We start from the raw sequence: 26,865 nt of genomic DNA, 5'->3' as shown, positions 1-26,865 counted from the left end.
AATATTGCCCTATTAATCCCTTCCGCCAAAGACTTGAAGCCCCCAATACACTAGGGTGGCCAAGGCACCTATTGCGGCAACCAAATACGTGCGTGCCGCCCATTTCAAAGCATCTTCTGAGCCGGCATATTCTTGTTGGGTCACCATGTTCTTCTGCTTGAGCCAGACCAAAGCACGCTTACTCGCATCATATTCAACTGGCAAGGTGACAAAGCTGAAGAGGGTGGCGAATGCCATCATCACCAATCCGGCCACGGCTATCCAATAGCCCAATCCGACACCGGCCGCAGCTCCAAGGGCCAAGCCTCCAAATACTACCCAAGTAGACATCCCTGAGGTAACGCTCACCACGGGCACCAATTTTGAACGCATGGTCAACCATTCATACGCCTGGGCATGTTGCACGGCGTGGCCCACTTCGTGTGCTGCCACTGCTGCCGCCGCCGCGTTGCGTTGGCTGTAGACCCCTTCGCTCAAATTGACGGTCTTGTTCTTCGGATTGTAATGATCGGTCAGCATTCCTGGGGTTGAAATCACCTTTACATCGCGAATGCCATGGTCATCCAACATCTTTTGGGCGATTTCGGCACCACTCATTCCATTTTGCAGATGCACCTTTGAATAGTGCTTGAACTTGCTCTTAAGCCTCGCGCTGACAATCCAGCTCACCAAGGCTATGGCACCGATCAATATATAGTATCCCATCATAACTGTTTCGTTTTTAGAATTTAATTAAAGATAACAAGATTCCCACTTTCATGTGAAACCTTTATGTCAACAAAGCAAAAACCCCGCCACAACGGGCAGGGTGCTTTCATACTGACAAAATGTACCTAACTATGCCAAAGCGGCCTCCCAGCCAAAGGCCTCTATGATTTCTTTGTAAATGACCTCGCCGTGTACGATGTTCAATCCTTTTTGCAGAGATTCGTCGGTCTCCGTGGCTCTTTCCCAACCCAATCCTGCCAGCTTTAAAACGTAGGGTAGTGTGACATTCGTCAACGCGATGGTAGAGGTATAGGGCACCGCACCGGGCATATTGGCCACGCAATAGTGTACAACATCATCAATAATGTAAACCGGGTCTTCATGGGTGGTGGGCCTTGTGGTCTCTACACAGCCCCCTTGATCTACCGCTACATCGACAATAACCGTACCGGGACGCATTTCTTTTAGCATATCCCTGGTAATCAGATTTGGTGCTTTGGCACCTTTCAGCAATACCCCGCCCACGATCAGGTCATGGGTTTTGATATGCTTTCGTATACTATACTCGTTCGAATAATCGGTGACCACATGACTGGGCATCACATCATTGACATACCGCAGGCGTTTCATGTTGACATCCATAATGGTCACATGGGCCCCGAGGCCCGCTGCCATTTTTGCAGCCTGTATGCCCACCGTGCCCGCACCGAGAATGAGCACACGACCGGGAGACACCCCAGGAACGCCCCCCAACAGCACGCCGCGGCCTTTGGCCGGCTTTTCTAAATACTTGGCCCCTTGCTGAATGGCCATTCTGCCCGCCACTTCTGACATCGGGGTCAATAAGGGCAGGGTACCTTCTTCATCTTCAACGGTTTCATAGGCAATGCAAACAGCCTTGCTTCTGATCATTGCCTTGGTCAGCGCTTCGCTCGATGCAAAATGGAAGTAGGTGAACACGATTTGATCTTTTTGAATTAAATCGTATTCTTCGGCGATCGGCTCTTTTACCTTGACGATCATTTCGCTCATGGCATAGACCTGACCTATGGTATCTAAAATAATGGCACCTGCCTGTTGATAATCTTTATTGAAAAAACCACTGCCCGATCCTGCGCCATCTTGCACATAAACGGTGTGGTTGTTCTTGACCAATTCATAAACTCCGGCCGGTGTCATGCCCACGCGGCTTTCATTGTTCTTGATTTCTTTAGGTACCCCTACTATCATTTTGTTGTGAATTTTACGATTACACTTCAAAAGTGTGTCAAATAAAACAATTTGAAAAGAAAAATCGATAAAAAGTTAGGGGTATACGATAAAAAAATTGTTTTTTTTAAAGAATACCCCATGAATATGTGGGGGTATCAATAAAAAAATTTGAAATAAAAGAACGATACCCCCACTAATCTAGCATGAAATTAAAACAGGTATTTCTGCTCGTGATCTATCTGCTTGTGGAATAGAAGCAGAAGTTAGGTAAACAGTGGCAACAAGGCCCAAAAAGTGGTATGGTTGTTAGATTTTAAACCGTTCGCTTTTGCACTACGCAGCGTAGGCCGCCGCTGGAAACTATAGAGCCGGGGCAATTTTTATGAACTGCCATCGCCTGTCAAAATAAAGTATCCATCAAAGATGGACGGTATTACCCCACAATATTTACGATTTTACCGGGCACTACAATGACTTTTTTGGGGGTTCGACCTCCCAAATAATCGGCTGTTTTTTCATGGGCCATGACCGCCTGTTCGATTTCTTCTTTGCCCATATCGGCCGGTAGCTGCATCTTGAAGCGCAACTTTCCGTTGAAGGATATCGGGTATTCTTTTGTGCTCTCGACGAGGTATTGCTCTTCAAACTTGGGGAAGGGCGCATGGGCAATCGATGCTGAATGCCCCAACTTTTCCCAAAGCTCTTCGGCAATATGGGGGGCATAGGGCGACACCAAAATGGCCAAAGGCTCGAGAATGGACTTGCTCGTGCACTTTTGGGCGGTCAGTTCGTTCACGCAGATCATAAAGGTCGAGACCGAGGTATTGAAACTGAAGTTATCGATGTCTTCTTCTACCTTTTTGATGGTCTTGTGCAGCGTTTTCAGGTTTTCTTCTGATGGTGCCGCCTCTTCGATGTTTTGGTAGAGTTTCCAAAGTTTTTTAAGGAAGGAATACACCCCCGTAATCCCCGCCGTGTTCCAGGGCTTTGATTGTTCGAGCGGACCCAAGAACATTTCGTACAAGCGCAATGAATCGGCCCCGTAATCATTGACAATATCATCGGGATTCACCACATTGTATTTGGACTTGGACATTTTTTCGACCTCCCGGCCCACTTTATATCCATCCTTTACCTCACCTATATGGGGAGAATTGCTATCGTAAATCGAACCATCTTCCAAAACAAAAACGGCATCTTGATATTCAGGTTTCCATTTTTTGAATTGTTCAATGTCCAATTCATCAGAAATGTTCACTAAAGACACATCGGCATGTATCTCTCTTATTTGTATAAACTCACGAAACCAGTTTATTGATATATACCCAAGAATTTCTGCTGCCGATTTCAAATTACCGTAAACAGACTTTACCTTTCTAAGTGTTTCACTACTTACTTGGTATCTTTCGATAATTTCAGTATCGGTCTGAGGATTCCTTTTCCATAAATCATGGAAAAGCTCTAAATTCTCCTTTATCAATTTTAGAACACCATGACTCAATAATAAATTCTTATCATAAGCCCGGTCTGAATCCGCAGCATTACTGCTGAAAGATCCATCGTACACATAAACAAAAGCACTCATCCCCGTGATCATCCCCTGGTTGATCAACTTTTTGGCATACTCATCTTTGGGTACCAAACCCTTGTCGAACATAAACTTTTGCCAAAAGCGTGAATAGAGCAAATGCCCCGTGGCGTGCTCGCTGCCCCCGATATAAAGGTCCACATCTTGCCAATAGCCAATGGCCTCTTGTGAGAAGATCGCTGAATCGTTCCGCGCATCCATATAGCGGTTGAAGTACTGTGAGCTGCCCGCCCAGCCAGGCATGGTATTCAATTCTAACGGAAATACATTCACATGATCGACCAGATCATTTTTAACCACTTCTGTCTTGAGGCGGTCCCAGGCCCAGACAGTGGCATTGCCAAGGGGTGGTTCGCCCGTTTCAGTGGGCAGGTATTTCTCTACCTCCGGCAATTCTAACGGTAGATGTTTTTCACCGATCATCTGGGGGAGTCCGTCCGCATTGTAATACACGGGAAAAGGTTCGCCCCAATAGCGCTGGCGGCTAAAGACCGCATCGCGCAAGCGGTAATTGATCTTGCCCTTGCCCTGCCCGATCTTTTCGAGTTCATCGATCACTTTTCGAACAGCTTCTTTATAGGGGAGTCCGTTCATGAAGTCAGAATTCGCAATGATCGTATTCTCTTTGTCGGCAAAGGCTTCTTCTGAAATATCGACCCCCTCAAAAATATTGGGGATATCGAGTTTGAAATGTTTTGCAAAATCGTAATCGCGCTGATCGCCACAGGGTACGGCCATCACCGCACCGGTACCGTAGCTGGCCAAAACGTAATCGCCGATCCAAATGGGTATGGGGGCTTTCGTGAACGGATGTTCGGCATAGGCCCCCGTGAACACCCCCGAAATGCTCTTGACATCGGCCAAACGGTCACGCTCAGAACGTTTGGCCGTGGCCGCTACATAGGCTTCGACCTCTGCTTTTTGTGCTGCAGTGGTAATTTTTTCGACCAGTTCGTGCTCGGGTGCCAAGGTCATGAACGAGGCCCCAAAGATGGTATCGGGGCGGGTGGTAAACACGCCAATTCTGAATGCTGAATGCTGAATTTTGAACTCAACATGCGCTCCCTCACTTCTGCCGATCCAATTGGTTTGGGAATCTTTGAGCGGCTGTGGCCAATCGATTTTGTCCAATCCGTCAAGCAACCGTTGGGCATAGGCTGTAATACGCATCATCCACTGCGTCATCTTTTTTCGGATCACGGGGTGGCCACCACGTTCTGAAACACCGTTCACCACCTCATCGTTTGCCAAGACCGTGCCCAATGCCGGGCACCAGTTCACCTCTGCATCGGCGAGATAGGTCAATCGATATTTCAACAGCATGCGCTGTTTATCGGCGTCTGAAAATTGTTGCCAATCTTTAGCGGAAAAGATGGGCGTATCGTCATCGCAAGCGGCATTCAACTTGCTATTTCCCTCTTTTTCAAAACGGGCGACCAAACCATCAATGGCCTCCGCTTTGTCAGTATCGTTATGGTACCACGAATTGAAGAGTTGAATGAAGATCCACTGTGTCCATTTATAGTATTGCGGGTTTGACGTACGTACCTCACGGCTCCAGTCGAATGAGAACCCGAGCCGATCCAACTGCTCGCGATAGCGCTTGATATTGTTTTCAGTGGTTATTCGAGGATGCTGGCCCGTTTGTATGGCATACTGCTCTGCGGGCAGACCGAAAGAATCGTACCCCATGGGGTGCAGCACATTGAAGCCCTTGTGCCGCTTGTAGCGCGCATAGATGTCACTGGCGATATAGCCCAGCGGATGCCCTACGTGCAACCCTGCCCCGGAGGGGTAGGGAAACATATCCAACACATAGTACTTCGGCTTATCGGAATCGTTATGGGCCTTGAAGGTTTCATTTTTGGCCCAATGGTCTTGCCATTTTTTCTCGATTTCCCTGAAATTGTAATTCATGGTCAATGCTGTTCTTTCTAAACGGCAAAAATAGGGTTAATCCCTGTAAAACCGATTTACTTTTCTATTTTTACCCAATCAAATTCCACTATGGGCCAGTACATTGAACGCTACCAACGACGACGGTTGATCTCCTCTTATTTTTCAGTGGTGCTCAGCATCGGTCTGGTACTGTTCTTACTCGGTATTTTGGGCTTGCTGGTGCTCAACACCAAAAAGCTGGCCGACCATTTTAAGGAGCAGATCACCATCTCGGTCTTTTTGAAAGACAATGCCAAACCCGTTGAGATCGATCAATTACAAAAAAGTTTGGCGATGGCCGACTATACCAAATCAGCGGTCTATGTATCAAAAGAAGATGCCGCCGAACAGTACAGTGAGGATATCGGAGAGAATTTTGAGGAATTTTTGGGGTACAATCCTTTGAAAAATTCCATCGATGTAAACCTAAAAGCAGATTTCGTCTCTCCCGAGCAAATCGATGGCATTGCTGAAGAATTGGAGGCAAAGACCTATGTTGACGAGGTCAGCTACGACAAACCGCTGATCGCCCTGCTCAGTGATAATGTCAAGAAGATCAGCTTGTGGATTTTAATCGCAAGTGCCGTGTTTACGATAATTGCCGTTCTGCTCATCAACAGCTCTATTCGGCTTTCTATCTATTCAAAACGATTTATCATCAAAACAATGCAGATGGTGGGCGCGACCAAAACCTTTATCAGACGCCCATTCATCAACACAAATATCAAATTGGGCATGCTCGGTGCCTTACTGGCCTTGATCGCGCTTTTGGTCGTGTTGTATTATGTCAATAAGAATTTCCCTGAACTGAATCTTTTTCAAGATGTCACCCTGTTGGTAAGCTTGTTTCTGGGGGTCTTTGTTCTTGGTGTGGCCATATCATGGATCAGCACCCACTTTGCCACGCAGCGTTTTCTCAATCTCAGAACCGATGATCTGTACTATTAGAGCTATTGGACCTCACAGGTAGAAACCCATGGGCGCCAAAGATGGCCCTGACCCTTAACCCTTAACCCTTAACCCTTAACCCTTAACCCTTAACCCTTAACCCTTAACCCTTAACCCTTAACCCTTAACCCTTAACCCAATAACGAATAACTTTGCTTACATTTGCGCCATGGGCAAGAAAAAGAAACAGGCACCCAAAAAACAACGGGAATTTGTCTTTCAAAAGAAAAACTACATCTTTCTCTTTATCGGTCTGGGCCTGATCGCCTTGGGTTTTATTTTGATGAGCGGGGGCGGTAGTGATGACCCCAATGTGTTCAATGAAGATATCTACAATTTTAGAAGAATACGTTTGGCGCCCACTTTGGTACTCATCGGTCTAGGCATTCAGATCTACGCCATTTTGTTGAACCCGAACAAAAAGAAAAAATAGGTTGGAAATTATCGACGCCATCATTCTTGGCATTATTCAGGGATTGACCGAGTTTTTACCGGTTTCTTCCAGCGGACATCTAGAATTGGGAAAAGCCATTCTAGGGGCAGATGCCCTGCCCGAAGAAAGTCTTTTGTTCACGGTAGTACTTCATTTTGCTACGGCATTGAGTACCATGGTCGTTTTCAGAAAGGATGTACTGGATATTTTCAGGGGCCTCTTTCAGTTCAAATGGAACGAAGAGACCCAGTTTGCGCTTAAAATTGTGGTCTCGATGATACCTGCCGCACTGGTCGGGTTCTTTTTACAAGATTATATGGAGGTCTTTTTCGATGGCGCCATCATCATTGTGGGCATCATGCTCATCATTACGGCCATTCTACTTTACTTGGCAGATTTGGCGAAGACCACCGAAAAAGCGGTATCGTACCGTAGTGCCTTTGTCATTGGCCTTGCGCAGATGGTGGCCATGTTGCCAGGCATCTCACGAAGTGGGGCGACCATTTCGGCCGCTGTACTTCTGGGCATCGACAAAACAAGGTCTGCCCGGTTCTCATTCTTGATGGTCGTGCCGCTCATCATAGGTAAAATGGCCAAAGATATCTTTAGTGGTGAAATCAATTTTCAAAATGATGAAACCATAGCGATGGGCGCTGGATTTCTGGCTGCTTTTGTGGCCGGTCTTGCCGCTTGTACCTGGATGATCAAACTGGTGCGCCAGAGTAAATTGACCTATTTTGCCATGTACTGTTTGCTGGTGGGTCTCATCGCCATTGGATGGAGTATCTGGGGATAAATTACCCTATGACAAGCCGTAGAACTTTACATCTCGATTATCGAGTGAATTACTATCTTTTTCTTAGCTTTTCAGTATGATTGCAAAGACCAGAGAAGATTTTCTTGAGGGTCAGATACTATTGATAGACAAGCCCTACGAGTGGAGTTCCTTTCAAGCCCTGAACAAGGTAAAATGGGCCATTAGAAAGAAATTCGACCTCAACAAAAAGTTCAAAATTGGGCATGCGGGCACCTTAGATCCGCTTGCCACCGGTCTGTTGGTCATCTGCACGGGCAAGTTCACCAAAAAGATTCCAGAATTGCAGGGGCAGGTCAAAGAATATACGGGCACTTTCACTTTGGGTGCCACTACCCCATCATATGACCTCGAAACCGAAATCGATGCCGCTTTTCCGACGGCCCACATCACCGAAAAATTGATCAAGGACACCTTTTCCATGTTTTTGGGGCAACTAGAGCAGATCCCTCCCATTTTTTCAGCCCTCAAGAAAGACGGTAAACGATTGTATGAACTGGCCCGTGAGGGGAGGGCGGTCGATATCAAGCCGCGCACCATCGAAATATCTGAATTTGAAATGATACGATTCGACCTTCCCGAAATCGGTTTCAGGGTGGTGTGCAGCAAGGGCACTTATATTCGTTCACTTGCCCATGATGTGGGCAGGGCCCTCGGGTCAGGCGCCCATTTATCTGCCCTGAGAAGAACCAAAATAGGGGCTTTCAACGTAGATAAAGCGGTAGCCCCCGAAGCCTTTGCAGACCTTCTTGCACAGCTTGGCTGAATTTTTGTGGTTTGGTTTTCTGAAAGGAATGAAATATTTTGCGGAAAAAGGGGTTATAGTATCACTATGGACTTGAATAGGAAGCAGTTATCGTTATTGATTACCATCTTCTCGATGTCGATCATCGTGTTGCTCGCCTATAGCATACGTTTGGGTGCAAAACAAGAAGACGAGTACGTCATCGAAATGGCGCTCACCGAGGAAGATTTGGAAGAAATCTTGAAGGAAGAAGAACAAAAACTTGAGGAAATTGCCCAAAATGACCCCATCAAGACCCATAGGGCCTTCAATGAGACCGCCAAACCGAGCGTAGGCAATCCCGAGCCCTTAAAGACTTTGGAAGAACTCATGGAAGAACGCGCCATGGACGACTCCCAGAAAGATTTTCTGAGCAATGATGCGGGCTATGCCGCAAACCTGAAGGAGCTCGCCAAAAAGAGGGAAGAAAAAAAGCAAAAACTTGGGGAACGGGAGTCCCAAAAAAAGGAATACACCCAAAACCTTTCTGAGCGACGAACCACCATCTCGTTCTCATTGGTCGATAGAAATTCGCACAGCCTGCCACCGCCCATCTATACCTGTATTCGGGGCGGCAAGGTGGTCATCAACATTGAAGTTGATGCCCTGGGCTATGTGACCGATGCCGGCTTCAACGAAAAAAGCTCGAGCACCAAAGACTGGTGCCTCATCGAGAACGCCATTACCTATGCCCTGAAGTCAAAGTTCAGCCCCCACGACAGACAATCGCAGATCGGCACGATCACTTACCTATTTCAGAGCAAGTAATTCCAATAAATCCTCTAGAATATTCTGCCCCTTGTCTTTATTGTACCAAAGCTGTAGTTCTTGTTTGAACTCAGGTGTCAACCGGTCATGTTCCTTTTTATAGTCGGAGACCAGTTTTGTGGCCACTGAAGGTCTTGGGCCCCATGTGTACAAAATTTCCCCAGCCTCTTGATCAACGGCTATCAGCTTTGGAATGGACAAGGTTCCGTTGGTCAAAAACCTATTCATAAGCTCAAGGTTTTCATCCCGAAGAATAGCCCTAAATTCAAGGTTGGGCGATAGCTCGGCCAATTTGTTCATGATGGGCATGGCATGTGCCGCATCACCGCACCAACTCTCGGTCAACACCAACCACAATACCTTCTTGTCAAGCTTCTTTACCAGCTCTTCAGCCTCTTTGGGCAACTTGAAGGTTTTGTCCCATCGTGCCATGCGACGGTCGTTCAACTTGGTGTAGTCAATCAATGTTTCCGTTTGTTCAGAACCCGTTGTCGCCTTTTCAGAGACCAACTTTGATACCATCTCACGATACGTTCGATAGTCGGTAGACCCTGGTAAACTTTCTGCGATCAACTCAATATCAGTTTTTGTCACTGTAGCATCGGTACTTGTCATATTCTATTTTTTGCAAATCTATGGTCGCAAAATGACTCAAAAACTGACATGCGTCAGTTACCGAATTATCCGTTTCAAAACTGAATGTTCATTTAGAGGGCACTACATCATTTATATCGCCCATGTACAGCTGACAGTCTTCTTCTAGCTCTATATACTCAATATCGTCAAGCTCAAAGAGCATTCCCCCATAGGCGTCGAAACCTTCTGGCAAATACAACCATACATCAAAACCCAAGTCTATTGCTTCTATGTCTTTATCTTCGATATATTCGATGGCACTGATGGCAAGATCATTTTGGGTAGGGGCACAACAGTCTTTGCCCACATGGTTTACTTCTGAAGGGAAAGTAGTGTTATCTTTTCCATTTTTTGCTGAAATGGATACCGTTATCAATACAAAAAAGATTGATGTAATTAGCTGTTTCTTCTTGTTCATAGCTGCTTTTTAAAGTTCAAAGGTTTATAAAAAAGTGATTTCTTTGGCTTTCAACGCCTTTTGCAAAGAGATGTACAATTTGTCAACATTTCTGGTTATTGGCTTAGTACCTTTGGGCTGCATTACCCCAATAAGATCCCCATCTTTCATAGACATTAGGGAATAAAGGCTCACTACCCGCCCTTCGGCCTTTAGAAGGCTTTGCAGATCCGCAAGAATATGTTTTTCAAAGGCTAAAGAACCATAGATGAACTGATAGTACGCGCCAGATGGCTTTTCAACCCTAAATTCACTGCCTATCGTCCATTTTCTATTTTCCGGTTCATCTGATGCGGTTTTCTCTACAGTACTTCTTTCAAATTCTTGATACAGTTTTGGTCTTTTCCTCTTCATGGCAGTTGTCTTTGCGGGCATATGACCTATGGTCAAAGCCTCCACAAAAATACGGTTGAAAAAAGACTTTTGATAGCTATACTTAGTTAAATGCTTGTTAAACTATTAATATATAATAGTTTTACTATCAATTATAATGGTTTGCGCTTTTTGACCATTCCCCCGCGTGTATCATTGATGCTGTTCATGACCACAAAGGCCTGGGGGTCTATTTTGGTAAGTTCCATGTTCAATTTTCTGATTTCCAATCGGGTAATGACCGTGTAAATGACATCATACTCATTGCGTTCGCCCTCTCTGCCATACCCCCCTGAAGCTTTGTAAATAGTGAGGCCTCGTCCCATTTTTTCGGTGACCATATGCCTGATTTCCTCGCTCTTGGGCGAGATAATGGTGACCCCTGTGTACTCTTCAATTCCTTCCACCACAAAATCGAGTGTCTTCGATGCGGCGAGGTAGGTGAGCATTGAGTAAAGAGCGGTCTCTATCGATAACAGGTAAGCTGCGGCCAAGAAGATTATGATGTTGATCAAAATGATGACGTCGCCAATGGTCACGCCCAACTTACGGCTCAAGAAGATGGCCAACACTTCGGTACCGTCAAGTACACCTCCACCCCTAATCGAGAGTCCGATACCGGCACCGAGAAAAAATCCACCGAAAACGGCCACCAACAACCTATCTTCGGTCACCTCGGGAAACTCAACCAATGTCAACACCAGGGCCAACCCGAGAATGGCCAAAACGGCCTTGATGGTAAACTGCCTGCCAATCACTCGAAAACCCAAAATAAGAAAGGGAATGTTGACCAAAATAATGAGCAATGCCAAAGAGACATTGGATACTTCGCTCACCAACAGCGAAATACCCGTAGCGCCACCATCGATGAACCGATTGGGCAATAAAAAGCTTTCAAGGCCAAATGCCGCAGAAAAAATTCCTGCAATGATGAAAAATGTATCCTTAAGGGAAGAATTGACCCCCAATCTGAAGCGTCTTGTTTTCAACAATCTTCGATATTTCAAGATTACATTTTTCTCCATATCATCTATCGATCATAAGTTCTGGGGATTGATGGCCAGGCTCTTGAACAATTTGGCCTTGGTCGTGAAATATTTATTCTGAACCTCATTCTGTTTCAACTCGGCATCGATCAATTTGCTTTCCCGCGAATTGATCAAAAAAAGTGAGCTTTCACCAAAACTGAACTTACGCTCTTCAGCCGAGAGCAAGGTCCCGTAATCGGTGACTATGTCGTTTATCAACCTATTCTGTTCATTAAAGGAATCGAGTTCATTATAGATGGCCAACACCTTGTTCTGTATTTCGATTTCAGCGTTGTCGAGCTCAAATTGCGCATCTTGCAACTTGAATTTCGCCAATTTCAAATCACCTCTTTCCTTTCTTAGAAACAAGGGAAACCTAAAGCTGACACCACCTTTGTATTCTTGTGTCTCAAAGGAATTGATCTGATCTGGGGTCTCGGTAAGAAAATTGTACTCCACATCAATTTTTGGCAACAACTTATTTGCTTTCAGGCGCTTATCGACCGTTAAGCCCTCAATCTTGAAGTTCAACGAACGTAGTTTCGGATGGTTTTCCAAGGTGAAGCTATCTAAAGGTTTTCCCATGATTTCAAGAGTGGCATCAATTTCATTGTCCATATCCACATCAGGAATCACATTGGATTGTAGTTCAACGGGCACATCTTCAATCCATAGAAAATTGGAAAGCTCCAAAGACTTTTGCACCAGTCTGACCTTGGCCTGCTCTAGGCTTAAGGCCCTGTTTTGAACAGCTATTTTGGCCTCAACGGTATCTATGGTGGCTATATCACCTGCCAAGGCACTTTGCCTCACGCCCTCAAATCGAATGGTCGCGTTTTCAAGAAAATTTCTAAAGACCTGGGCATCTTTGTAGGCCTGCAACCAATCGAAATAGGCCAACGAGGCATCAAAGAGCACTTCGTTCACCAATAAATCTTGGTCGGCTATCGACTGCTCCCTAAAAAATTTGGCCATTCGCAGTGTGGCCATTCGCTCGTTGATCCAAAAACCCTGACCCAATGACATGGAGACCCCGGCGCTGTAAAGACCGTCTGTGGGCACTGTTTCATCTGAACTGATGAAATCACCTTGGTTTTGCTCAAAGTTCCCCTTTAGTTCAACACCAAAATAGGTGGGTATTTTGAACGTGGCATTTAGCCGGTCCCAATACTCGGTTCCCTTGAACTCTTTTCTTTCATAATCCACTTCGATCTTTGGGTCAAAGCCTCCGCGGGCACGCATCAGGTTGGCCTGCCCTATACTGATGGCCAGTTGGGCCTGTTTGGCAACCGGATGATACTTTTTCACATAGCCCAAGTACTCATTGAAATTCAGAACCAATGTGTCTTGTTGGGCCAAAACCGCAGTACAGACCAAGAAAAAAAGTGTCACTAAATAAGTTCTCATTATTACTTCTTTTCTGTCTTGGCCATCTCTTCTTGATCAGGCTGGTAATAATTGGGCGGAAAGCCGTTCAATTGTCGCCAGAGCTCAAACCAAATGGGCACATCTTCAAGCAAGGCAATAGTATTGGCCCCTGAGCCTACCCTGAGCTCTTTTGGCCAGGGATGGTCTTCGGGGTCTGGTGCCAATAGTACTCGGTATTTGCCGTTCTCGCTGATGAAGGTTTCCACGGCAACAACGACACCGCCATAGGTTCCATAAGAAAGATTGGGCCAACCGCTAAAGACAATAGCGGGCCAACCATCAAATTGAATACGTACTTTTTCACCAAGATGCATCAGGGGCAAGTCTAAAGGCTTCACATAGGTCTCGACCGCCATGTCATATTTGGCCGGCATGATGCCCACTAAGGCATCGCCTTCTTTGAAAGCCTCTCCAACACCACCTTGAACGGCCCTATTGATATAGCCACTGCGCGGAGCCCGTATATAGTACATATCATTGCGTATTGAATAGTTCGTGTATTCATTCTCAAGCTTCGTGACCTGGGCCTCTGAATCGAATTGGTTTGATTGCGCCGTAAACATATCGCTTCTGGCTTTTGAAATCTTGTCGGTGTACTCTGCCTCTATTCGGTTTATTTCGACCCGGGCATTGATAACATCGTTCTTACTGGCCAACAACTTGTTCTCTTGCGAAATCAATTTGGCCTGCGCTTCTTGTAGCTTCAATCGTTTTTCTTCTACATCGGTGACCGCTTTCAGCCCTTCTGATTCTAATTGTACCACCCGATCGTACTGACGCTGCGCTATGATAATATTGGTATTGGCCGCTTCAAGGTCAATACTATCGCTCTGCACCTTCAATTTCGACTGTATCAATTTGTTTCTGGCCTGCTCAAGTTTTAGAGATCGCTCATTGGTCAAGGCAGTGATTTGTGTGTTCAAGGCCTTTACCTTTTCTTGATAAGAAGTGACCGCCATCTCTTTGGCCCTGATCTGTTGCCCTGTACGTTCTACCAAATTTGGGTCGAAGTACTCATTCTTGATTTCAGAAATGTGTAAGATGGTATCGCCCTTCTGCACAAAATCACCCTCTCGCACATACCATTTTTCTATTCTACCAGGTATGGGAGACTGAATGGTCTGCGGTCGCTGATCGGGCGTCAAAGTCGTTAGATAGCCTTCTCCGATAACATTCTGGGTCCACGGCAAAAACAGTACAATGAGGCAGATTATCGCAAAAGTGAGCAAAAATCGGTTGAAGTATTTATAGTATCTTCTGGGAAAGACCTTCTGTGCAGCTTTGTACTGCATCAAATCGACTTTCTGGTTCAACTTGTTATCGGTAATATTAAGCATTGCCTCCAGGTATTTCTTTGATTAATCTTCCACTATCCATAGTAATGATCCTACCACATCGTTCAATCCATTTCTCATTTTCACTGACTACGATGAGTGCCCATCCATTCTTGGGGTCACTTAGAAAATCCATAATTTCAATGGCCTCACCTTCGGTAAACTGGTCAAGCGGATCTTTCAAAATCAAGATTTTCGGCCGTCTGACAATACTTCTGGCCAATACAATCTTTTTTGAAATGGTGTAGGGTATCTGCCTGCCCTCTGGATATAATATGGTATTTAACCCTTTAGGCTGCTCTTTTACAAATTGGGTGAGCTTGGTTTTCTCCAAGGCCCAATACACCTCTTCTTTTGAAATGTTCTTGTCACCGAAGGTGATGTTGTTGAGAATACTTCCTTCAAAAGGCGATTCTTCGGCAAGAGACTGCCCAATATGTGACCTATAATAGTTTAGATTGACACCTTTCAGCGAAACATCGTTCACGAAAATATCGCCAGAATCGGGCTCTAAAATCCCAGCGATCAATCGCAAAAGGGTAGATTTGCCCGAGCCGCTTGGCCCATTTAACAAAATGGTGCACGATGGTGAGATATTCAATGATACCTCATCGATTATTCTCTTCTTCCTATCTGGAACATGGTAAGTGACTTTTGCCAATTCGATATAAAAGCCTTCGTTTTGCTTGAAGGGTTTTTCTCCGCTAGGTGACTCCAATTTTTTATCCACCACCTGACCCAACTTTTCAAGAGAGGTCAACAGGTCATAAAAAGTTTCAAGGCCCAAAATTAATTTCTCGACCGAGCTTATGACGAGAAGTATAATGATCTCGGCGGCTACGAATTGACCGATGTTCATTTCTTGGTTCAAGACAAGCAACCCTCCAATGAGCAATAGCCCTGCAGTGACCAGTACTTTAAACCCTATCATTTGTATGAACTGGAGCACCAAAATCTTAAAATGGCCTTCGCGGGCATCTAAATAATCAACTACAAGGCCGTCATTTTTATCAATGGCATGTGAGGTTTTACCCGACAGCTTGAAGCTCACAATAGAGCGGGCAATCTCTTGGATCCAATGGGCCACTCGATATTTATGTTTTGATTCTTGAAGGCTCGTCTCAAGACCTTTGGTGGCCGTGAATTTGAACACCACATAGATCAAAAGCAATAATAAGATGCCATAAATGATGAAGAATGGGTGGTAAAAAGAAAGTAGCAGTAACCCAAATATGATCTGCAACAAGGCTGCTGGAAAGTCTATCAAGATCTTTGAAAGACTTTTTTGAATGGTCAACGTATCAAAAAACCTATTGGCAAGCTCTGGCGGGTAGTAGTTGCTCAATTGGCTCATTTTAATCTTTGGAAAACGATAGGCAAATTCAAAAGATGACCGCGTAAAAATCTTCTGCTGAACATTTTCAATAATTCGAATCTGCATCAACTGTAAAAGACCGACAAAAGCCACGCCCAAAGTCACCAAGATAACCAATACCATCCAAGAGGTACTGACTTGGGCCCCTTGTATCAGGTTTATGATGGCTTGTATGCCCAATGGAAGTGACAAATTCACCAAACCGGCAAAAATAGCGTAGTAAAAAACCTGAAGAATATCTTTCTTGTCAAGTTTTAGAAGACCCATGAGCCTTTGCCATGCGGTCATAATGTTTTGAGCCATGTTATTGAGATTTTAAAGTTTTGAATGCCAAGTCGATAAAAAACTGAGCTGGATTATCATTGGCATTGCAGTTGGTCAAACTTTGAAAATGGTCTTTTAAGAAATTTTGGTGCTGCACCCCCTCTAGAATAGTGCTCGCCAAGCTTTTTGAATAGAGGTAATCACCATTGACGGCTTGTATCATCTCACTTATACGGGTCACCATTCGCTTGTAAATCACAAAGTAGCCCTCTTTGTTCTCTATATCTACCTCTTTGGTCAAAAACGATTTTGAAGATTCGTTGATGACGATACGGTTCAATACCACTTCGTTGATATGTGAAAAATGTGAGTCTTCTTCAACAGGTTTTGAAATGATCTCAATGGCCCTTTTTAGTTTTTCATCGGCGTTGGAAATACTGTTGGTCGAGAACACCAATTGGTATTCTACCCAACCCCAGTACCAAGAAGTCAGATATACCAATAGTTTGTGCTTGTTTTCAAAATAACGGTAGATAGAGCTTTCATTAGACCCAATCTCATTGCCCAATTTCTTGAAAGTAAAAGCTTCAAAGCCCATTTCATCAATCATCAAGATACTTTGCTCAATGATTCTTTTGCCTAAATTTGATGATTCTGGATCTTTGACAAATACTTTTTCATTAATGGCAATTTTGACGGTTTGCAATAGTCTTTCCATGTTCACAGTAAATTTGATGACAAATATAATAGCATTACTATCATATTTTAATAGTTTAACTTACTTTTAACGAAAGTAATACTAATTATATTCTGAATAGCTGTTATTTTTAGATACTAAATTTTTAAGCCTATGAAAAGATTTTTACACACCTTATTTTTTTGTGTTCTAATAATAACGGGATTAGATGCCCAGACCCAGACCTACGAAATGGGTTTTGAACACTTTCAAGAAAGTCGTGGAGACACCGATAACGAGCTCATTGCAAAGTTACCGTATTCTGAGGTAGTCTTATTACATAATTCTTTAAATAGTAGGTCTAGCCTAGGGGCCACACTCAACTTTCACGGCAATGTAGTAGTGATCGATCAAATGGATATCATGCCTGACGGAAGTACCCAGATCATCATCAGACGTGAAGACGGAAAGAATTTCTTCGGGTACACCCCTACCTTAAGAGCTGTTTTGAAAGCTGTTGATACCAGTGGGGGAGAATTCTTGGAAGCAGAAAATAGTAACAACAATTAATAATCAATAAAGTTAAGATACTATGAAACAAAAACTTTTTTTACTGGCCTTTGCAACATTGGTATTTGTGTTGCCCTCAAAAGCACAAGATTATCAAGACTTGGTCAAGATAGGTGATGAGCTAATCATTTCGTCACCTGTTTCGAGCGACTATAAATATATCGATGTGCCAAGAAAAAACTTCATCATAAAGAGAGGTGGCATTGCCAATATGAAAAGTCTTGAAAATAGAAAAACCATTGTAAAAGCCATTGACAATCGGGGCAGTTATGTTAAGGTAACCCTTTCACCGGCAGATGGTGGCAAGTTCTTTAACGTATATCGTGAACTAAATGCCGATCTCAATGGCGCTATTGAAAACGGCGAACTGATCATTTCAACAAAAAGTAAGCGTCAATCAATAGCGAGATAATAATCTTTGTTCTCTATGAGAAGCGCCGACCCGCTTCATGTTCATAAAATCGTCAATAATAAGGTCGGCGCTTTAATTTTTAAGAATGGTATTGGTCCATATCATATGTGAAAGTAAGAGCCAAGCTTTGGATATCGTTGATGTTCTCATTGAAGAAAGGTTGATGCTCGATGCCATGATTTCTGACAAATTACTGTTCAAGAGGTTGAAAAGTGGAGAAACTGAAAGCCATGAGAGAACCTTGGTAATGGGCACCACCAAGGCATTGCTTTTTAAGACCATAGACCAAAGAATAAAACAAGTTTTCACTTCAACGGCACCATTGGTCTATGCAATGCCGATCGTATATATGAATGCCGAGCAGACCCAAGAACTTCAGGCCGAAACCCGAAAAGTATAAAAACCAGATATGCGCTTTCCTGATTGGCTCCATTTTTCGAAACCCAAGGAAGAAAAGAAAGTTGGAAACGCAGATGCCAATGCCGATGAAATTCATCTTATCAAAGGTCTCTTTACACCGACTGAGGCCGCAGATGTACTATTGTCATTTCTTAACGATAAGATCAAGTTTCATACCATACGTCAGTTAAACCTAGAACAAAACGACCCGACCGCTAGGGTTGATTCAAAAGAAAGAATCGAAGATTTAAGAGCGGCCAAAAAAAAGGTGACCGAAATGGTGGTGTCGGCACAAAGTAACGGTGAACTGCTTCAAATCGATAGCACCATTGCGATTCGATTCAAGAAAGATGGTGGTTCAGCAGATTGACAATACCTTACCGGTAGGCTTCCAACCATTTGAAATCTTCTTGAATGATCGTAGATTTTTCTTCTCTGAGAAAGTCAAGAAAGGCCAAGGCCACAGGGGAATGTTTTTTTGCCTTGGGCCAAATCATATTCCACCTCGTCGTTATGGGCAATCCCTTTGTCGGGTAGGTAATGAGGTTCCCATTTTTGAGTTCGTTCTTGATACCGATCAACGGCATGATCGAACAGCCCAAACCGGCCAGTACGGCCTGTTTTACGGCCTCGTTCGAGGTCAATTCTATTTTTTTGCCAATTTCAATTTCCCTGCTCTTTATATAGCCTTCCATGGCGGCCCGTGTCGCCGATCCCTCTTCCCTAAAAATCAAGGGTATGTTCATTTGGGCTGTTTTCGTATTTATTTTCACTTCTTCAAAATACTGTGGATTGCCCACTAGATAGAGTACGTTTGACATCAAATCGACCGTATTCAGTTCTAGGTGGTCGGGCAATACCGACACCAGTGCAAAATCGACCTCATTTTGTTCAATGCTCTCGACCACCCTCGACTTGTTGGTCACATCCATGACCAGGTCGACCCTTGGATTTTCTCTCATAAAAGCCGATAAAAAATAGGGCATCACATACTTACCGGTAGAAACCACCGATATTCTGAGCCGGCCGGCCAGTTCACCCCCGTACGAAAGCATCTTATAATTGATGGCATCGACTTCGTTCAAGATACGATTGGCGACCTCGGCGATCTCTCTGCCAAAATCGGTTACATAAAGTTTTCTACCGACCACTTCGGTCAAGGGAATTGGAAATTGATCTTGAAAATTTCTTAGCTGTATCGACACGGCGGGCTGGGTGAGGTGCAATTCTTCAGAAGCCTTGGTAATACTCTGTTTATCACATATTTTAAGAAAGACCTTTAACTGATGAAGTGTAAAATTCATAAACAATATTAATGTTTAACATTATAAATATAAATAAAAATATATAAAATATTAGTTCCACCTTTGCCGCGTTTTTGATCAAACGAAACAACAACGTGAACATAACCCCATCTTTTGAGTGGTGCCAAAAATAGTTCAATCCTAAATCTATAAGTTGAATGGATCTTCACCTTCTCATCGACAATCTCACGAATCCGGCATTGTTATTTTTCTTTTTGGGAATACTTGCCGTACAATTGAAGAGTGATCTCGAAATTCCTTCAAACTCATCAAAATTCATTTCGCTTTACCTGCTTTTTTCCATTGGCTTCAAAGGCGGTTTGGAACTCTCGCACAGTGAACTCAACATGGAAATATTATGGTCACTGCTGTTCGGTATCTTTTTGGCGGTTTCTGTACCCGTATATGCCTACTTCGTACTCAGAAGAAAGTTCAGTGTTGAAAACTCGGGGGCCATTGCCGCGGCATACGGATCGGTAAGTGCGGTCACTTTCGTGACCGCAATCTCCTTTCTTGAAATCGAACAGATCGATTTCGGGGGCCATATGGTGGCCGTAATGGCACTTATGGAAGCACCCTCGATCATCATTGGGGTCATTCTGATGTCCATCTTCAAAAAGAACAAAAAAGAAAAGACCGACTTTAAAAAAATATTGCACCATTCGCTGACCAACGGTAGCGTGCTTTTGATTCTTGGAAGCTTGGTGATCGGCTTCTTGGCCAATGATCAGCAGGCAGAGGGCATCAAACCCTTTACCACAGATATTTTTAAAGGTTTCTTGGCCGTTTTTTTACTGGACATGGGCATTACGAGCGGTAGAAAGCTCAATGATTTTCTCAAAAAAGGGTGGTTTGCCCTAATTTTCTCCATCATTGTTCCTATCATCAATGGGTGCTTTGTGGCATGGTTCAGCCAATTCATCACCGAAAGCATCGGCAATAGGTTCTTGTTTGCCATTTTGGCGGCGAGTGCTTCCTATATTGCAGTACCCGCCGCAATGCGATTGGCGGCCCCGAAAGCAAATCCCAGTCTTTATATTCCAATGGCCCTGGCCATCACTTTCCCCTTCAACATTACTTTGGGTATGCCCCTTTATCTGTATCTTGTGCAGAATTTTTGATTTTTTGTATGGATAAAAACAGATGCGGTTGGTGTGAGGGCGACCCCTTGTACGAGGCCTATCACGATGAAGAATGGGGCGTACCCGTCAAAGACGATGCCACACTTTTTGAATTCTTGGTCTTGGAGACCTTTCAAGCAGGCCTCAGTTGGATAACCGTTCTAAGAAAGCGCAAGAACTTTAAAAAGGCCTTCGATAATTTTGATTACAAAAAGATTGCCCATTATCCCCAAACAAAGATCGATGCACTCTTACAAGATGCGGGCATCATCAGAAACAAGCTGAAGGTATATGCCACGGTGACCAATGCCCAAGCCTTTATGGAAGTGCAAAAAGAGTTTGGAAGCTTTAGTGAATATATCTGGGGCTTCGTCAATGGCGTACCCATCAAAAACAGTTTTGATGACTATCGCAATGCTCCGGCCAAGACCGAATTATCAGATGTCATTAGCAAAGACCTAAAAAAACGTGGCTTCAAATTTGTCGGCAGTACCGTGGTCTATGCCCACATGCAAGCCACGGGAATGGTGAATGACCACGAAACCAGTTGTTTTCGATACAATGAAGTGTAAGCTGTTTGTTTGCTTGATTTTCTTATTCTTTTCAGGGATTTTGCTTTCCCAAGAAAAAAGAGAGCGTGAAACCAGAATCAAAGAGTCAGCGTTTCCAAAAGTTGCGCTCAAAACGATTTCTTCCTATCTCGAGGATGCCAAAAGAATTCGATTCTATAGAGAGTTTGACGGCGAAAAGATTTCCTATGAGACCAAATTCAAAAAAGACCGCCTTTTCTTCAGTGTCGAATTTGACTCTATCGGGGTGCTGGAAGATGTCGAATTTCTCATCAAGAAAGTCGATATTCCAGAAGATAGCTGGAAGAAAATCGAAACCTATCTAGAACAAAAATTTGACCGTCCGCGCATAAAAAAGATACAGCAACAATATACACGGCAAAACGGGGACGATGGGCAGACACTTAAGGAGGCCTTTCAAAACCTACTCGTGCCCTACATGAACTATGAGCTTATCATTTCAAGTAAAAACGGGAAAGGTTTTCAAGAATACGAATTGCTCTTTGATTCAAACGGAACCTTTGTAAAATTGCGAAAGTCATCCCCTCAGAAATATGACCATGTTCTGTACTAGGCTATTTTGGCCGTTCCTTTTTTTGGGTTGCCTTCTAACACAAGCCCAAGAGAACTTTACTGGTTATTTTCAACCACAAGTGGCCCTAAACTATGATGTAACCCCATTTTACTCCCATAATTTCAGTGTACAGAACCGCAACTATTTTTATGAAGATGAAGAGTCACGGCTTCAGGTGCGTCAACTCGACCTTTCCCATTTCTCAAACCTAAAAATAAGGGATAACCAAAGTATGGCTTTTGGAATCATGTACCGTTTTAGGGAAAACTTTGACGATGGCCCAAACGAATTACGTTTCACCCAGCAATATAATATCACCCAAAAGAAATTTGTCGTTCGCTATGGGCACCGTTTTCGCACAGAACAGCGTATCACTGATGTGTTGACCACCCATCGTTTCCGCTATCGGTTTTCCATCGACTTTCCGCTGTTGGGCGAACGAATCGATATCGGCGAGCCATACCTTGTCGGAAACCTAGAAACCCTATTGAGCCTTGCAAAATCTCAACAACCACAATACGACCAGCGGTTGACCTTGAACCTTGGGTGGTTGTTGAACAAAGAGACCAAACTTCAAGTGGGCACCGAATACCGTTTCGAAGATTTTACGGCAGAAACTGAAAATGTACTGTTCTTCTTGACCACTTTAAACTTTTCGCTTTAGCAGATCAACAAATACTTTACGGGAAATCTCTTCTGCACCCATGCTCTTGAGATGTGGGGTAGGTACCTGGCAATCGATCATCGTATAATTTTTTTGTGCCAATTCATCAGCCAATCGTATCAGGGCAAACTTTGAGGCGTTCGACACCAGACTGAACATGCTCTCACCACAAAAGACATGGCCCAAATCTACCCCATATAGGCCGCCGACCAGCTTATCTTCTTGCCAAACCTCGTACGAATGAACATGCCCTTTTCTATATAGTTCAAGGTAAGCTTTCTTCATATTGGAGGTGATCCAAGTACCCGGATGGTCTTTTCTCCCCACACTTGCACAATGGTCAATGACCGCTTCAAAATCAGTGTTCTTAGTGAGCCTGAACCGCCCATTTGACATGATTTTCTGCATACTTTTTGAAACCCTTATCTTCTGTGGAAACAGTACCATTCGTGGGTCGGGCGACCACCACAGAATCAATGTGTCATCATTGAACCAAGGAAAAATACCGCTGCGGTAGGCCAACAATAACCTTTCTACCGATAGATCCCCTCCAATGGCCAATAAACCTTCTTCGCTGGCCTTGTCAAGAGGCGGAAACTCTAATTCTTGACCAAGAAAAGCAATAGGGAGTTCCCTTTCCTGATTGTTCATAGCAATACTCTTTATTCTAAAGTTACTGAAATAGATTCAGAAAACGAGTAACCCCACTATATATATAACACCTCCGAAGAACATAAAAATAAGGGTGTACGGCAAAATCTCCTTAGCCTTCAGCTTTGTGATACCCAAAAGCGGCAACGCCCAAAACGGTTGCAGCATATTCGTCAATTGATCGCCATAGGCCAAGGCCATGATGGCTTTTGGCAAGGGCACGCCCAACTGCGAAGCCGATTCAAGCACCAAGGGGCCCTGTACGGCCCATTGGCCCCCACCGCTGGGCACAAAAATATTGACTAGGCCAGCACTCAAAAATGTAAAAAGCGGCAAGGTCACATCATTGCTTATAGACACAAAAAAGTCTGAGATTTGGCCGATCATACCGCTTTGGGCCATTATGCCCATAATACCAAAATAAAGCGGAAACTGTATTAAAATACCGGCCACATCGCCAATGGCCTCTTCAACTGCGTTCAAAAAGCTTTTAAAGCTTCCATGAAGCAAAAGCGCCATTCCGAACATAAAAAAGTTGAGCATGTTCGGGGTGATGTTCAGCGTTTGCATCGCGGGCAGATATTGCAACAGAAAAACACCCAAAACCAACAATGCGAACGCTGTTGAGAAAATTTTGGAATAATCCAATTTTTCTGCCCCTGCCAATTTCTCCTTTTTTTCGTGCTTGAATTGGTAGGTTTCTAGATTTATTGTCGTTGGTGGAATTTTTTTCCCCATGAAAAAGACAAGCAAAGAAATGGCCGTGGCGACCGTACCAAAAATCACCAGATTTGAAATACTGAAAACCGTGAGCCCTGTAGAAATCGAATCGGGCAGTGATCCGATAATACTTGCTGTTGAAGCACCGTGCATCAAATCTTTCAAATGCCCCGATTCGGCTACCTTGATGGGCGCCGAACCACTGATACCCCCATGCCAGACCATTAGCCCAACATAGCCCGAGGCCCCTATCAGAGGGTAATTTATGGGAATACCCTTGGCCTGTGCATGCTCACCAACTTTTCTGGCCAAAATGGCGCCAAAAATCAAGCCAAGCCCCCAATTGAAGAACGAAACGAGCATGGTCGGCAAAGCGACCAACAAAGCAGCATTCGAGGTGTTGTTCACATATTTCGTGATTCGCATGATAAGCCCTTCCATCGGTTTGCTCAAGACCAGCACATGCCCCAAGACCAAGATGAGCATCATTTGATAGGCAAAGACCAAAAGGCCATTGTTCCAAATGCCCGCTTCCCAATACGACAATATTGCGAACAGGTGGTTCTCACCTGCCTCTGGCTCCGTAAAAAAAAGTGCCAACACAATGGTCAGCACACTTAATACTATTGCAATGGTAAAGGGTGAAGGCAAATACCTTCTAAAAACCTTTTCTATAAAATTGGTCAGGTGCATTGCCTAAAAGGGAAGGTCATCGGGCTCTTCCTCTTTTAGGTCTTCAACGGGTTCAAAAGCCTCCATCGGTGGTACCGGCGGTATATTCTCTGAATCTTGCCCTGCTTCAAGGCTCTCTATACGCCACCCCTGAATAGAATTGAAATATTTGGTCTCGCCCTGCGGATTTACCCATTCACGCCCGCGTAGATTGATGCTGATTTTGACCATTTGACCTACTTGAAAAGCATCTAACAGGCTGGTCTTGTCTTGAACGAATTCAATTAGTATGTGCTGCGGATATTGTTCTTCGGTGGTAATCACCACTTCTCTTTTTCGAAAACCGTTGTTACCATATTCTTTGGTCTCGTCGATAAGTTTTATTCTTCCCTGAATCTCCATGTCTCTTTTTTAATTCGTACCAAAAATACACAAATGGCCCAGAAACCTGCGCGTTGAATATAATGGGTTTTCAACATTTTATACCTTTTTGCGTTATCTTTAAATTGCAAACGGCCTGGCATGAAGTTTAACCCCAGAAAACGGACACCATATATCTTTCTTCTGATGTCAGCCTTTGTCATCGTCAGCCTTATTTTGTGGAATACCAATAGTTTCTTCAGAAAATTCAAGGAAGAGGAACGCCTTAAAATGGAAATCTGGGCAACTGCCCAATCTGAACTGCTTCAGGCAGCAGAAGATCAAGAACTGGGCAATCTGACCCTTAAAGTATTGGGCAACAATACCTCAACCCCAATGATCTTGCAGAACAAAGATGGTTCTATTAGAACCAACAACATGCCCGAAGAGCTGACAGCCGATAGTGCCCACATCAAGAAAAAAATGCGGCAATTCGCCAATGAGAACACCCCCATAACCATTGAGGACCGTGGTGAAGAACTCGCTACCCTCTATTATGGAAATTCTGAGGTGCTCAAAAAACTTAAATACTACCCCATTGCCCTGCTCTTGATCATTTTTCTCTTCGGAGCGGTCATCTTCTTCTTTTTCAAGACAAACAAAGCTTCGGAACAGAACAAACTTTGGGCCGGTATGGCCAAAGAGACCGCCCACCAAATCGGTACGCCCCTCACCTCGCTTTTGGGTTGGAATGAACTTTTGAAAACAGAAAACATCAATCCTGAAGTGACAAGGGAAATTGAAAAAGATATTTCTCGCCTCCAGACCATTACTGAACGTTTTTCGAAAATCGGTTCGACTCCCGAACTAAAAATGCACGACATTGTTTCAGAGACTGAAAAAGCCTATCAATATCTCAAAAGACGTAGTTCTAAACTCATTCACTTCTCGTTCAGCTCAAACATAGAGCATTTGCAGGTACCCCTTAATATGCCATTGTTCAACTGGAGCATTGAAAATCTTGTCAAAAACGGAATCGATGCCATGAAGGGTAAGGGCAATATTTCAATACAGGTCGAAAAAAACGGAAACCATGTGAACATTTTGGTCTCCGATACTGGCCATGGCATTCCCAAGGGCGATTTTCAAAACATCTTCAACCCTGGCGTGACCACAAAAAAAAGAGGCTGGGGACTGGGTCTCTCATTGGTAAAAAGAATCATCGAAGAATACCACAACGGAAAAATTAAAGTACTTTCGTCAAGTAAAGAGGGAACAATCATGCAGATTTCATTAAAAGCAAGTCATTGATTATGGCCAAAGAAAAGCAAATAGTCATTAAGGATGCCGAAATCTCGAACAACTGCCCCGAATGTTTCAACCAAGAGCTAAAACTTACTTTTTATCAAAAGCACAAACACAACCCTTTTTTTCAGAGAATTACCGGTGAAGTAACCAGTGAAATCAAGTGTAAAAAGTGTTATTCGCTCATTTACCCCGTTAATTGGACCCCCGACATCGAGCGGGTTTTTGAATACTACAACAAACTGGTCGAACCCGATAGGCCATCGATACGCTTTACCACCCTGTTTTATGTACTGTTGTTATTGCTTATCGTACTGGTGGGCACAGGCGTTTATCTATATTTGGAGGGGATTATTTGATCGCTTCCCTTATTTTTTTGGCGATTTCCTCAAACTCTTCATTGGTCATACTGACCTTGTGCTGAAAGGTAGCATTCTTCATACTGTGCAGCGGAATTAGATGCACATGCACGTGCGGCACTTCCAAACCGATGACCGTCATGCCCACTCGTTCACAGGGCACTGTCTTTTCAATGCCCTTTGCGACCTTTCGCGAAAAGGCCATTAAACCCATATAGGTGTCTTCGTCAAGATCAAATATTTTGTCAACCTCTTTCTTCGGAACACAAAGCGTATGCCCTTTTGAATTTGGTTCAATGTCTAAAAACGCAAAAAAATGATCGTCTTCAGCAATTTTATAGCATGGAATCTCTCCTTGGATGATCTTGGTGAAAATACTGGCCATTTGGTGTTGGTTGAAATAAAAAATCCTGCTTCCGGCA

Annotated in this window: 31 protein-coding genes; 15 read left to right on the top strand and 16 right to left on the bottom strand. The window is 43.9% G+C overall.

The features are described from left to right. Window positions 1-12 precede the first annotated feature (12 nt). From L0P89_RS09370 to L0P89_RS09360, 3 genes are all read right to left on the bottom strand, one after another. Window positions 13-708, bottom strand: a complete 696-nt coding sequence (locus L0P89_RS09370) for a zinc metallopeptidase (protein WP_235264840.1) — start codon at window positions 706-708, stop codon at window positions 13-15. A 129-nt stretch (window positions 709-837) separates the two neighbouring features. Continuing rightward, window positions 838-1,938 carry an alanine dehydrogenase gene (gene ald, locus L0P89_RS09365; RefSeq protein WP_235264839.1) on the bottom strand — a complete coding sequence of 367 codons (1,101 nt, stop codon included), beginning with the start codon at window positions 1,936-1,938 and terminating at the stop codon, window positions 838-840. A 415-nt stretch (window positions 1,939-2,353) separates the two neighbouring features. After that, window positions 2,354-5,425 carry a leucine--tRNA ligase gene (locus L0P89_RS09360; RefSeq protein WP_235264838.1) on the bottom strand — a complete coding sequence of 1,024 codons (3,072 nt, stop codon included), beginning with the start codon at window positions 5,423-5,425 and terminating at the stop codon, window positions 2,354-2,356. Between the two features lie 90 nt (window positions 5,426-5,515). On the opposite strand from L0P89_RS09360, the gene L0P89_RS09355 reads away from it, so the two are divergent. The 5 genes from L0P89_RS09355 (at window position 5,516) to L0P89_RS09335 (ending at window position 9,193) form a co-directional block, all read left to right on the top strand. Then, on the top strand, window positions 5,516-6,394 hold the full coding sequence (locus L0P89_RS09355; protein ID WP_235264837.1) for an ABC transporter permease: 879 nt from the start codon (window positions 5,516-5,518) through the stop codon (window positions 6,392-6,394). Window positions 6,395-6,563: 169 nt separating this feature from the next. Continuing rightward, a complete protein-coding gene (locus tag L0P89_RS09350) occupies window positions 6,564-6,827 on the top strand; it encodes a DUF3098 domain-containing protein (protein ID WP_235264836.1) in 264 nt (87 codons plus the stop codon). 1 nt (window position 6,828) lies between these two features. Beyond that, on the top strand, window positions 6,829-7,623 hold the full coding sequence (locus L0P89_RS09345; RefSeq protein WP_235264835.1) for an undecaprenyl-diphosphate phosphatase: 795 nt from the start codon (window positions 6,829-6,831) through the stop codon (window positions 7,621-7,623). A gap of 76 nt (window positions 7,624-7,699) precedes the next feature. Beyond that, on the top strand, window positions 7,700-8,407 hold the full coding sequence (gene truB / locus L0P89_RS09340; protein ID WP_235264834.1) for a tRNA pseudouridine(55) synthase TruB: 708 nt from the start codon (window positions 7,700-7,702) through the stop codon (window positions 8,405-8,407). Window positions 8,408-8,473: 66 nt separating this feature from the next. Further along, window positions 8,474-9,193, top strand: a complete 720-nt coding sequence (locus tag L0P89_RS09335) for a hypothetical protein (protein WP_235264833.1) — start codon at window positions 8,474-8,476, stop codon at window positions 9,191-9,193. Here L0P89_RS09335 and L0P89_RS09330 read toward each other — a convergent pair. The 8 genes from L0P89_RS09330 to L0P89_RS09295 all read right to left on the bottom strand — a co-directional run bounded on the left by L0P89_RS09330 (window position 9,176) and on the right by L0P89_RS09295 (window position 16,805). Continuing rightward, window positions 9,176-9,808, bottom strand: a complete 633-nt coding sequence (locus L0P89_RS09330; protein ID WP_235264832.1) for a thioredoxin family protein — start codon at window positions 9,806-9,808, stop codon at window positions 9,176-9,178. The two genes, L0P89_RS09335 and L0P89_RS09330, sit on opposite strands and share 18 nt — an antisense overlap. An 88-nt stretch (window positions 9,809-9,896) precedes the next feature. Further along, complete coding sequence (locus L0P89_RS09325; RefSeq protein WP_235264831.1) at window positions 9,897-10,247, bottom strand: hypothetical protein; 351 nt, start codon at window positions 10,245-10,247, stop codon at window positions 9,897-9,899. Between the two features lie 24 nt (window positions 10,248-10,271). After that, window positions 10,272-10,640: a hypothetical protein gene (locus L0P89_RS09320; RefSeq protein ID WP_235264830.1), complete on the bottom strand. Its 369-nt coding sequence runs from the start codon at window positions 10,638-10,640 to the stop codon at window positions 10,272-10,274. 131 nt (window positions 10,641-10,771) lie between these two features. Continuing rightward, window positions 10,772-11,683 (bottom strand): YitT family protein, encoded by a 912-nt coding sequence (locus L0P89_RS09315; protein ID WP_235264829.1) that lies wholly within the window; start codon window positions 11,681-11,683, stop codon window positions 10,772-10,774. Window positions 11,684-11,695: 12 nt separating this feature from the next. Next, window positions 11,696-13,093 carry a TolC family protein gene (locus L0P89_RS09310; protein ID WP_235264828.1) on the bottom strand — a complete coding sequence of 466 codons (1,398 nt, stop codon included), beginning with the start codon at window positions 13,091-13,093 and terminating at the stop codon, window positions 11,696-11,698. Window positions 13,094-13,095: 2 nt separating this feature from the next. Continuing rightward, window positions 13,096-14,451 (bottom strand): HlyD family secretion protein, encoded by a 1,356-nt coding sequence (locus L0P89_RS09305; protein WP_235264827.1) that lies wholly within the window; start codon window positions 14,449-14,451, stop codon window positions 13,096-13,098. Next, window positions 14,444-16,126 carry a peptidase domain-containing ABC transporter gene (locus tag L0P89_RS09300; RefSeq protein ID WP_235264826.1) on the bottom strand — a complete coding sequence of 561 codons (1,683 nt, stop codon included), beginning with the start codon at window positions 16,124-16,126 and terminating at the stop codon, window positions 14,444-14,446. The genes L0P89_RS09305 and L0P89_RS09300 overlap by 8 nt, the downstream gene beginning before the upstream one ends. Window position 16,127: 1 nt before the next feature. Continuing rightward, a complete protein-coding gene (locus L0P89_RS09295) occupies window positions 16,128-16,805 on the bottom strand; it encodes a TetR/AcrR family transcriptional regulator (RefSeq protein ID WP_235264825.1) in 678 nt (225 codons plus the stop codon). A 132-nt stretch (window positions 16,806-16,937) separates the two neighbouring features. Between L0P89_RS09295 and L0P89_RS09290 the strand changes: the two genes are divergently transcribed. The 4 genes from L0P89_RS09290 to L0P89_RS09275 all read left to right on the top strand — a co-directional run bounded on the left by L0P89_RS09290 (window position 16,938) and on the right by L0P89_RS09275 (window position 18,514). Next, a complete protein-coding gene (locus tag L0P89_RS09290) occupies window positions 16,938-17,333 on the top strand; it encodes a hypothetical protein (RefSeq protein ID WP_235264824.1) in 396 nt (131 codons plus the stop codon). A gap of 22 nt (window positions 17,334-17,355) precedes the next feature. Further along, window positions 17,356-17,745, top strand: a complete 390-nt coding sequence (locus L0P89_RS09285; protein WP_235264823.1) for a hypothetical protein — start codon at window positions 17,356-17,358, stop codon at window positions 17,743-17,745. A gap of 85 nt (window positions 17,746-17,830) precedes the next feature. Then, window positions 17,831-18,145 (top strand): divalent cation tolerance protein CutA, encoded by a 315-nt coding sequence (gene cutA / locus L0P89_RS09280; protein WP_235264822.1) that lies wholly within the window; start codon window positions 17,831-17,833, stop codon window positions 18,143-18,145. Between the two features lie 9 nt (window positions 18,146-18,154). Then, window positions 18,155-18,514, top strand: a complete 360-nt coding sequence (locus L0P89_RS09275) for a hypothetical protein (RefSeq protein ID WP_235264821.1) — start codon at window positions 18,155-18,157, stop codon at window positions 18,512-18,514. 7 nt (window positions 18,515-18,521) lie between these two features. Here L0P89_RS09275 and L0P89_RS09270 read toward each other — a convergent pair whose 3' ends face one another. Next, complete coding sequence (locus tag L0P89_RS09270; RefSeq protein ID WP_235264820.1) at window positions 18,522-19,448, bottom strand: LysR substrate-binding domain-containing protein; 927 nt, start codon at window positions 19,446-19,448, stop codon at window positions 18,522-18,524. A gap of 158 nt (window positions 19,449-19,606) precedes the next feature. Between L0P89_RS09270 and L0P89_RS09265 the strand changes: the two genes are divergently transcribed. Genes L0P89_RS09265 through L0P89_RS09250 form a run of 4 tightly spaced genes read left to right on the top strand, consistent with a single transcriptional unit; the run spans window position 19,607 to window position 22,376 of the window. Then, the gene (locus L0P89_RS09265) at window positions 19,607-20,569 is read left to right on the top strand and encodes a sodium-dependent bicarbonate transport family permease (RefSeq protein WP_235264819.1); all 963 of its coding nucleotides are present in this window, start codon (window positions 19,607-19,609) and stop codon (window positions 20,567-20,569) included. Between the two features lie 8 nt (window positions 20,570-20,577). Beyond that, on the top strand, window positions 20,578-21,141 hold the full coding sequence (locus L0P89_RS09260) for a DNA-3-methyladenine glycosylase I (RefSeq protein ID WP_235264818.1): 564 nt from the start codon (window positions 20,578-20,580) through the stop codon (window positions 21,139-21,141). Further along, entirely contained in the window at window positions 21,131-21,712 is a 582-nt protein-coding gene (locus tag L0P89_RS09255) for a hypothetical protein (protein ID WP_235264817.1), read from the top strand. The genes L0P89_RS09260 and L0P89_RS09255 overlap by 11 nt, the downstream gene beginning before the upstream one ends. Then, a complete protein-coding gene (locus L0P89_RS09250) occupies window positions 21,699-22,376 on the top strand; it encodes a DUF2490 domain-containing protein (RefSeq protein ID WP_235264816.1) in 678 nt (225 codons plus the stop codon). Before L0P89_RS09255 ends, L0P89_RS09250 begins: the two co-directional genes overlap by 14 nt. Here the strand turns inward: L0P89_RS09250 and aat are convergent. From aat to L0P89_RS09235, 3 genes are read right to left on the bottom strand one after another with little or no spacing between them, the layout of a single operon-like run. After that, entirely contained in the window at window positions 22,359-23,027 is a 669-nt protein-coding gene (gene aat, locus L0P89_RS09245; RefSeq protein ID WP_235264815.1) for a leucyl/phenylalanyl-tRNA--protein transferase, read from the bottom strand. The two genes, L0P89_RS09250 and aat, sit on opposite strands and share 18 nt — an antisense overlap. A gap of 36 nt (window positions 23,028-23,063) precedes the next feature. After that, window positions 23,064-24,440, bottom strand: coding sequence for a short-chain fatty acid transporter (locus tag L0P89_RS09240; protein ID WP_235264814.1), 1,377 nt, complete (start codon window positions 24,438-24,440; stop codon window positions 23,064-23,066). Between the two features lie 3 nt (window positions 24,441-24,443). Next, window positions 24,444-24,821 (bottom strand): DUF3127 domain-containing protein, encoded by a 378-nt coding sequence (locus L0P89_RS09235; protein ID WP_235264813.1) that lies wholly within the window; start codon window positions 24,819-24,821, stop codon window positions 24,444-24,446. Between the two features lie 120 nt (window positions 24,822-24,941). On the opposite strand from L0P89_RS09235, the gene L0P89_RS09230 reads away from it, so the two are divergent. Next, window positions 24,942-26,090, top strand: a complete 1,149-nt coding sequence (locus L0P89_RS09230; RefSeq protein ID WP_235264812.1) for a sensor histidine kinase — start codon at window positions 24,942-24,944, stop codon at window positions 26,088-26,090. Window positions 26,091-26,092: 2 nt separating this feature from the next. Next, window positions 26,093-26,443: a hypothetical protein gene (locus tag L0P89_RS09225; protein WP_235264811.1), complete on the top strand. Its 351-nt coding sequence runs from the start codon at window positions 26,093-26,095 to the stop codon at window positions 26,441-26,443. Here the strand turns inward: L0P89_RS09225 and L0P89_RS09220 are convergent. Next, window positions 26,436-26,828, bottom strand: coding sequence for an HIT family protein (locus L0P89_RS09220; protein ID WP_235264810.1), 393 nt, complete (start codon window positions 26,826-26,828; stop codon window positions 26,436-26,438). The genes L0P89_RS09225 and L0P89_RS09220 overlap by 8 nt on opposite strands. Window positions 26,829-26,865 lie beyond the last annotated feature (37 nt).

This window comes from Muricauda sp. SCSIO 65647 (assembly GCF_021534965.1).
Taxonomy (GTDB): Bacteria; Bacteroidota; Bacteroidia; order Flavobacteriales; family Flavobacteriaceae; genus Flagellimonas_A.
The sequence above is the reverse complement of the archived record's forward strand: the minus strand, read 5'-3'. Positions and strand labels throughout refer to the sequence as shown.

What these genes read in the sequence shown, in the direction of transcription:
- L0P89_RS09370 (WP_235264840.1), bottom strand. Translation starts at nt 708, where the DNA reads ATGATGGGATACTATATATTGATCGGTGCCATAGCCTTGGTGAGCTGG.
- ald (WP_235264839.1), bottom strand. Translation starts at nt 1,938, where the DNA reads ATGATAGTAGGGGTACCTAAAGAAATCAAGAACAATGAAAGCCGCGTG.
- L0P89_RS09360 (WP_235264838.1), bottom strand. Translation starts at nt 5,425, where the DNA reads ATGAATTACAATTTCAGGGAAATCGAGAAAAAATGGCAAGACCATTGG.
- L0P89_RS09355 (WP_235264837.1), top strand. Translation starts at nt 5,516, where the DNA reads ATGGGCCAGTACATTGAACGCTACCAACGACGACGGTTGATCTCCTCT.
- L0P89_RS09350 (WP_235264836.1), top strand. Translation starts at nt 6,564, where the DNA reads ATGGGCAAGAAAAAGAAACAGGCACCCAAAAAACAACGGGAATTTGTC.
- truB (WP_235264834.1), top strand. Translation starts at nt 7,700, where the DNA reads ATGATTGCAAAGACCAGAGAAGATTTTCTTGAGGGTCAGATACTATTG.
- L0P89_RS09335 (WP_235264833.1), top strand. Translation starts at nt 8,474, where the DNA reads ATGGACTTGAATAGGAAGCAGTTATCGTTATTGATTACCATCTTCTCG.
- L0P89_RS09330 (WP_235264832.1), bottom strand. Translation starts at nt 9,808, where the DNA reads ATGACAAGTACCGATGCTACAGTGACAAAAACTGATATTGAGTTGATC.
- L0P89_RS09325 (WP_235264831.1), bottom strand. Translation starts at nt 10,247, where the DNA reads ATGAACAAGAAGAAACAGCTAATTACATCAATCTTTTTTGTATTGATA.
- L0P89_RS09320 (WP_235264830.1), bottom strand. Translation starts at nt 10,640, where the DNA reads ATGAAGAGGAAAAGACCAAAACTGTATCAAGAATTTGAAAGAAGTACT.
- L0P89_RS09315 (WP_235264829.1), bottom strand. Translation starts at nt 11,683, where the DNA reads ATGGAGAAAAATGTAATCTTGAAATATCGAAGATTGTTGAAAACAAGA.
- L0P89_RS09310 (WP_235264828.1), bottom strand. Translation starts at nt 13,093, where the DNA reads ATGAGAACTTATTTAGTGACACTTTTTTTCTTGGTCTGTACTGCGGTT.
- L0P89_RS09305 (WP_235264827.1), bottom strand. Translation starts at nt 14,451, where the DNA reads ATGCTTAATATTACCGATAACAAGTTGAACCAGAAAGTCGATTTGATG.
- L0P89_RS09300 (WP_235264826.1), bottom strand. Translation starts at nt 16,126, where the DNA reads ATGGCTCAAAACATTATGACCGCATGGCAAAGGCTCATGGGTCTTCTA.
- L0P89_RS09295 (WP_235264825.1), bottom strand. Translation starts at nt 16,805, where the DNA reads ATGGAAAGACTATTGCAAACCGTCAAAATTGCCATTAATGAAAAAGTA.
- L0P89_RS09290 (WP_235264824.1), top strand. Translation starts at nt 16,938, where the DNA reads ATGAAAAGATTTTTACACACCTTATTTTTTTGTGTTCTAATAATAACG.
- L0P89_RS09285 (WP_235264823.1), top strand. Translation starts at nt 17,356, where the DNA reads ATGAAACAAAAACTTTTTTTACTGGCCTTTGCAACATTGGTATTTGTG.
- cutA (WP_235264822.1), top strand. Translation starts at nt 17,831, where the DNA reads ATGGTATTGGTCCATATCATATGTGAAAGTAAGAGCCAAGCTTTGGAT.
- L0P89_RS09275 (WP_235264821.1), top strand. Translation starts at nt 18,155, where the DNA reads ATGCGCTTTCCTGATTGGCTCCATTTTTCGAAACCCAAGGAAGAAAAG.
- L0P89_RS09270 (WP_235264820.1), bottom strand. Translation starts at nt 19,448, where the DNA reads ATGAATTTTACACTTCATCAGTTAAAGGTCTTTCTTAAAATATGTGAT.
- L0P89_RS09265 (WP_235264819.1), top strand. Translation starts at nt 19,607, where the DNA reads ATGGATCTTCACCTTCTCATCGACAATCTCACGAATCCGGCATTGTTA.
- L0P89_RS09260 (WP_235264818.1), top strand. Translation starts at nt 20,578, where the DNA reads ATGGATAAAAACAGATGCGGTTGGTGTGAGGGCGACCCCTTGTACGAG.
- L0P89_RS09255 (WP_235264817.1), top strand. Translation starts at nt 21,131, where the DNA reads ATGAAGTGTAAGCTGTTTGTTTGCTTGATTTTCTTATTCTTTTCAGGG.
- L0P89_RS09250 (WP_235264816.1), top strand. Translation starts at nt 21,699, where the DNA reads ATGTTCTGTACTAGGCTATTTTGGCCGTTCCTTTTTTTGGGTTGCCTT.
- aat (WP_235264815.1), bottom strand. Translation starts at nt 23,027, where the DNA reads ATGAACAATCAGGAAAGGGAACTCCCTATTGCTTTTCTTGGTCAAGAA.
- L0P89_RS09240 (WP_235264814.1), bottom strand. Translation starts at nt 24,440, where the DNA reads ATGCACCTGACCAATTTTATAGAAAAGGTTTTTAGAAGGTATTTGCCT.
- L0P89_RS09235 (WP_235264813.1), bottom strand. Translation starts at nt 24,821, where the DNA reads ATGGAGATTCAGGGAAGAATAAAACTTATCGACGAGACCAAAGAATAT.
- L0P89_RS09230 (WP_235264812.1), top strand. Translation starts at nt 24,942, where the DNA reads ATGAAGTTTAACCCCAGAAAACGGACACCATATATCTTTCTTCTGATG.
- L0P89_RS09225 (WP_235264811.1), top strand. Translation starts at nt 26,093, where the DNA reads ATGGCCAAAGAAAAGCAAATAGTCATTAAGGATGCCGAAATCTCGAAC.
- L0P89_RS09220 (WP_235264810.1), bottom strand. Translation starts at nt 26,828, where the DNA reads ATGGCCAGTATTTTCACCAAGATCATCCAAGGAGAGATTCCATGCTAT.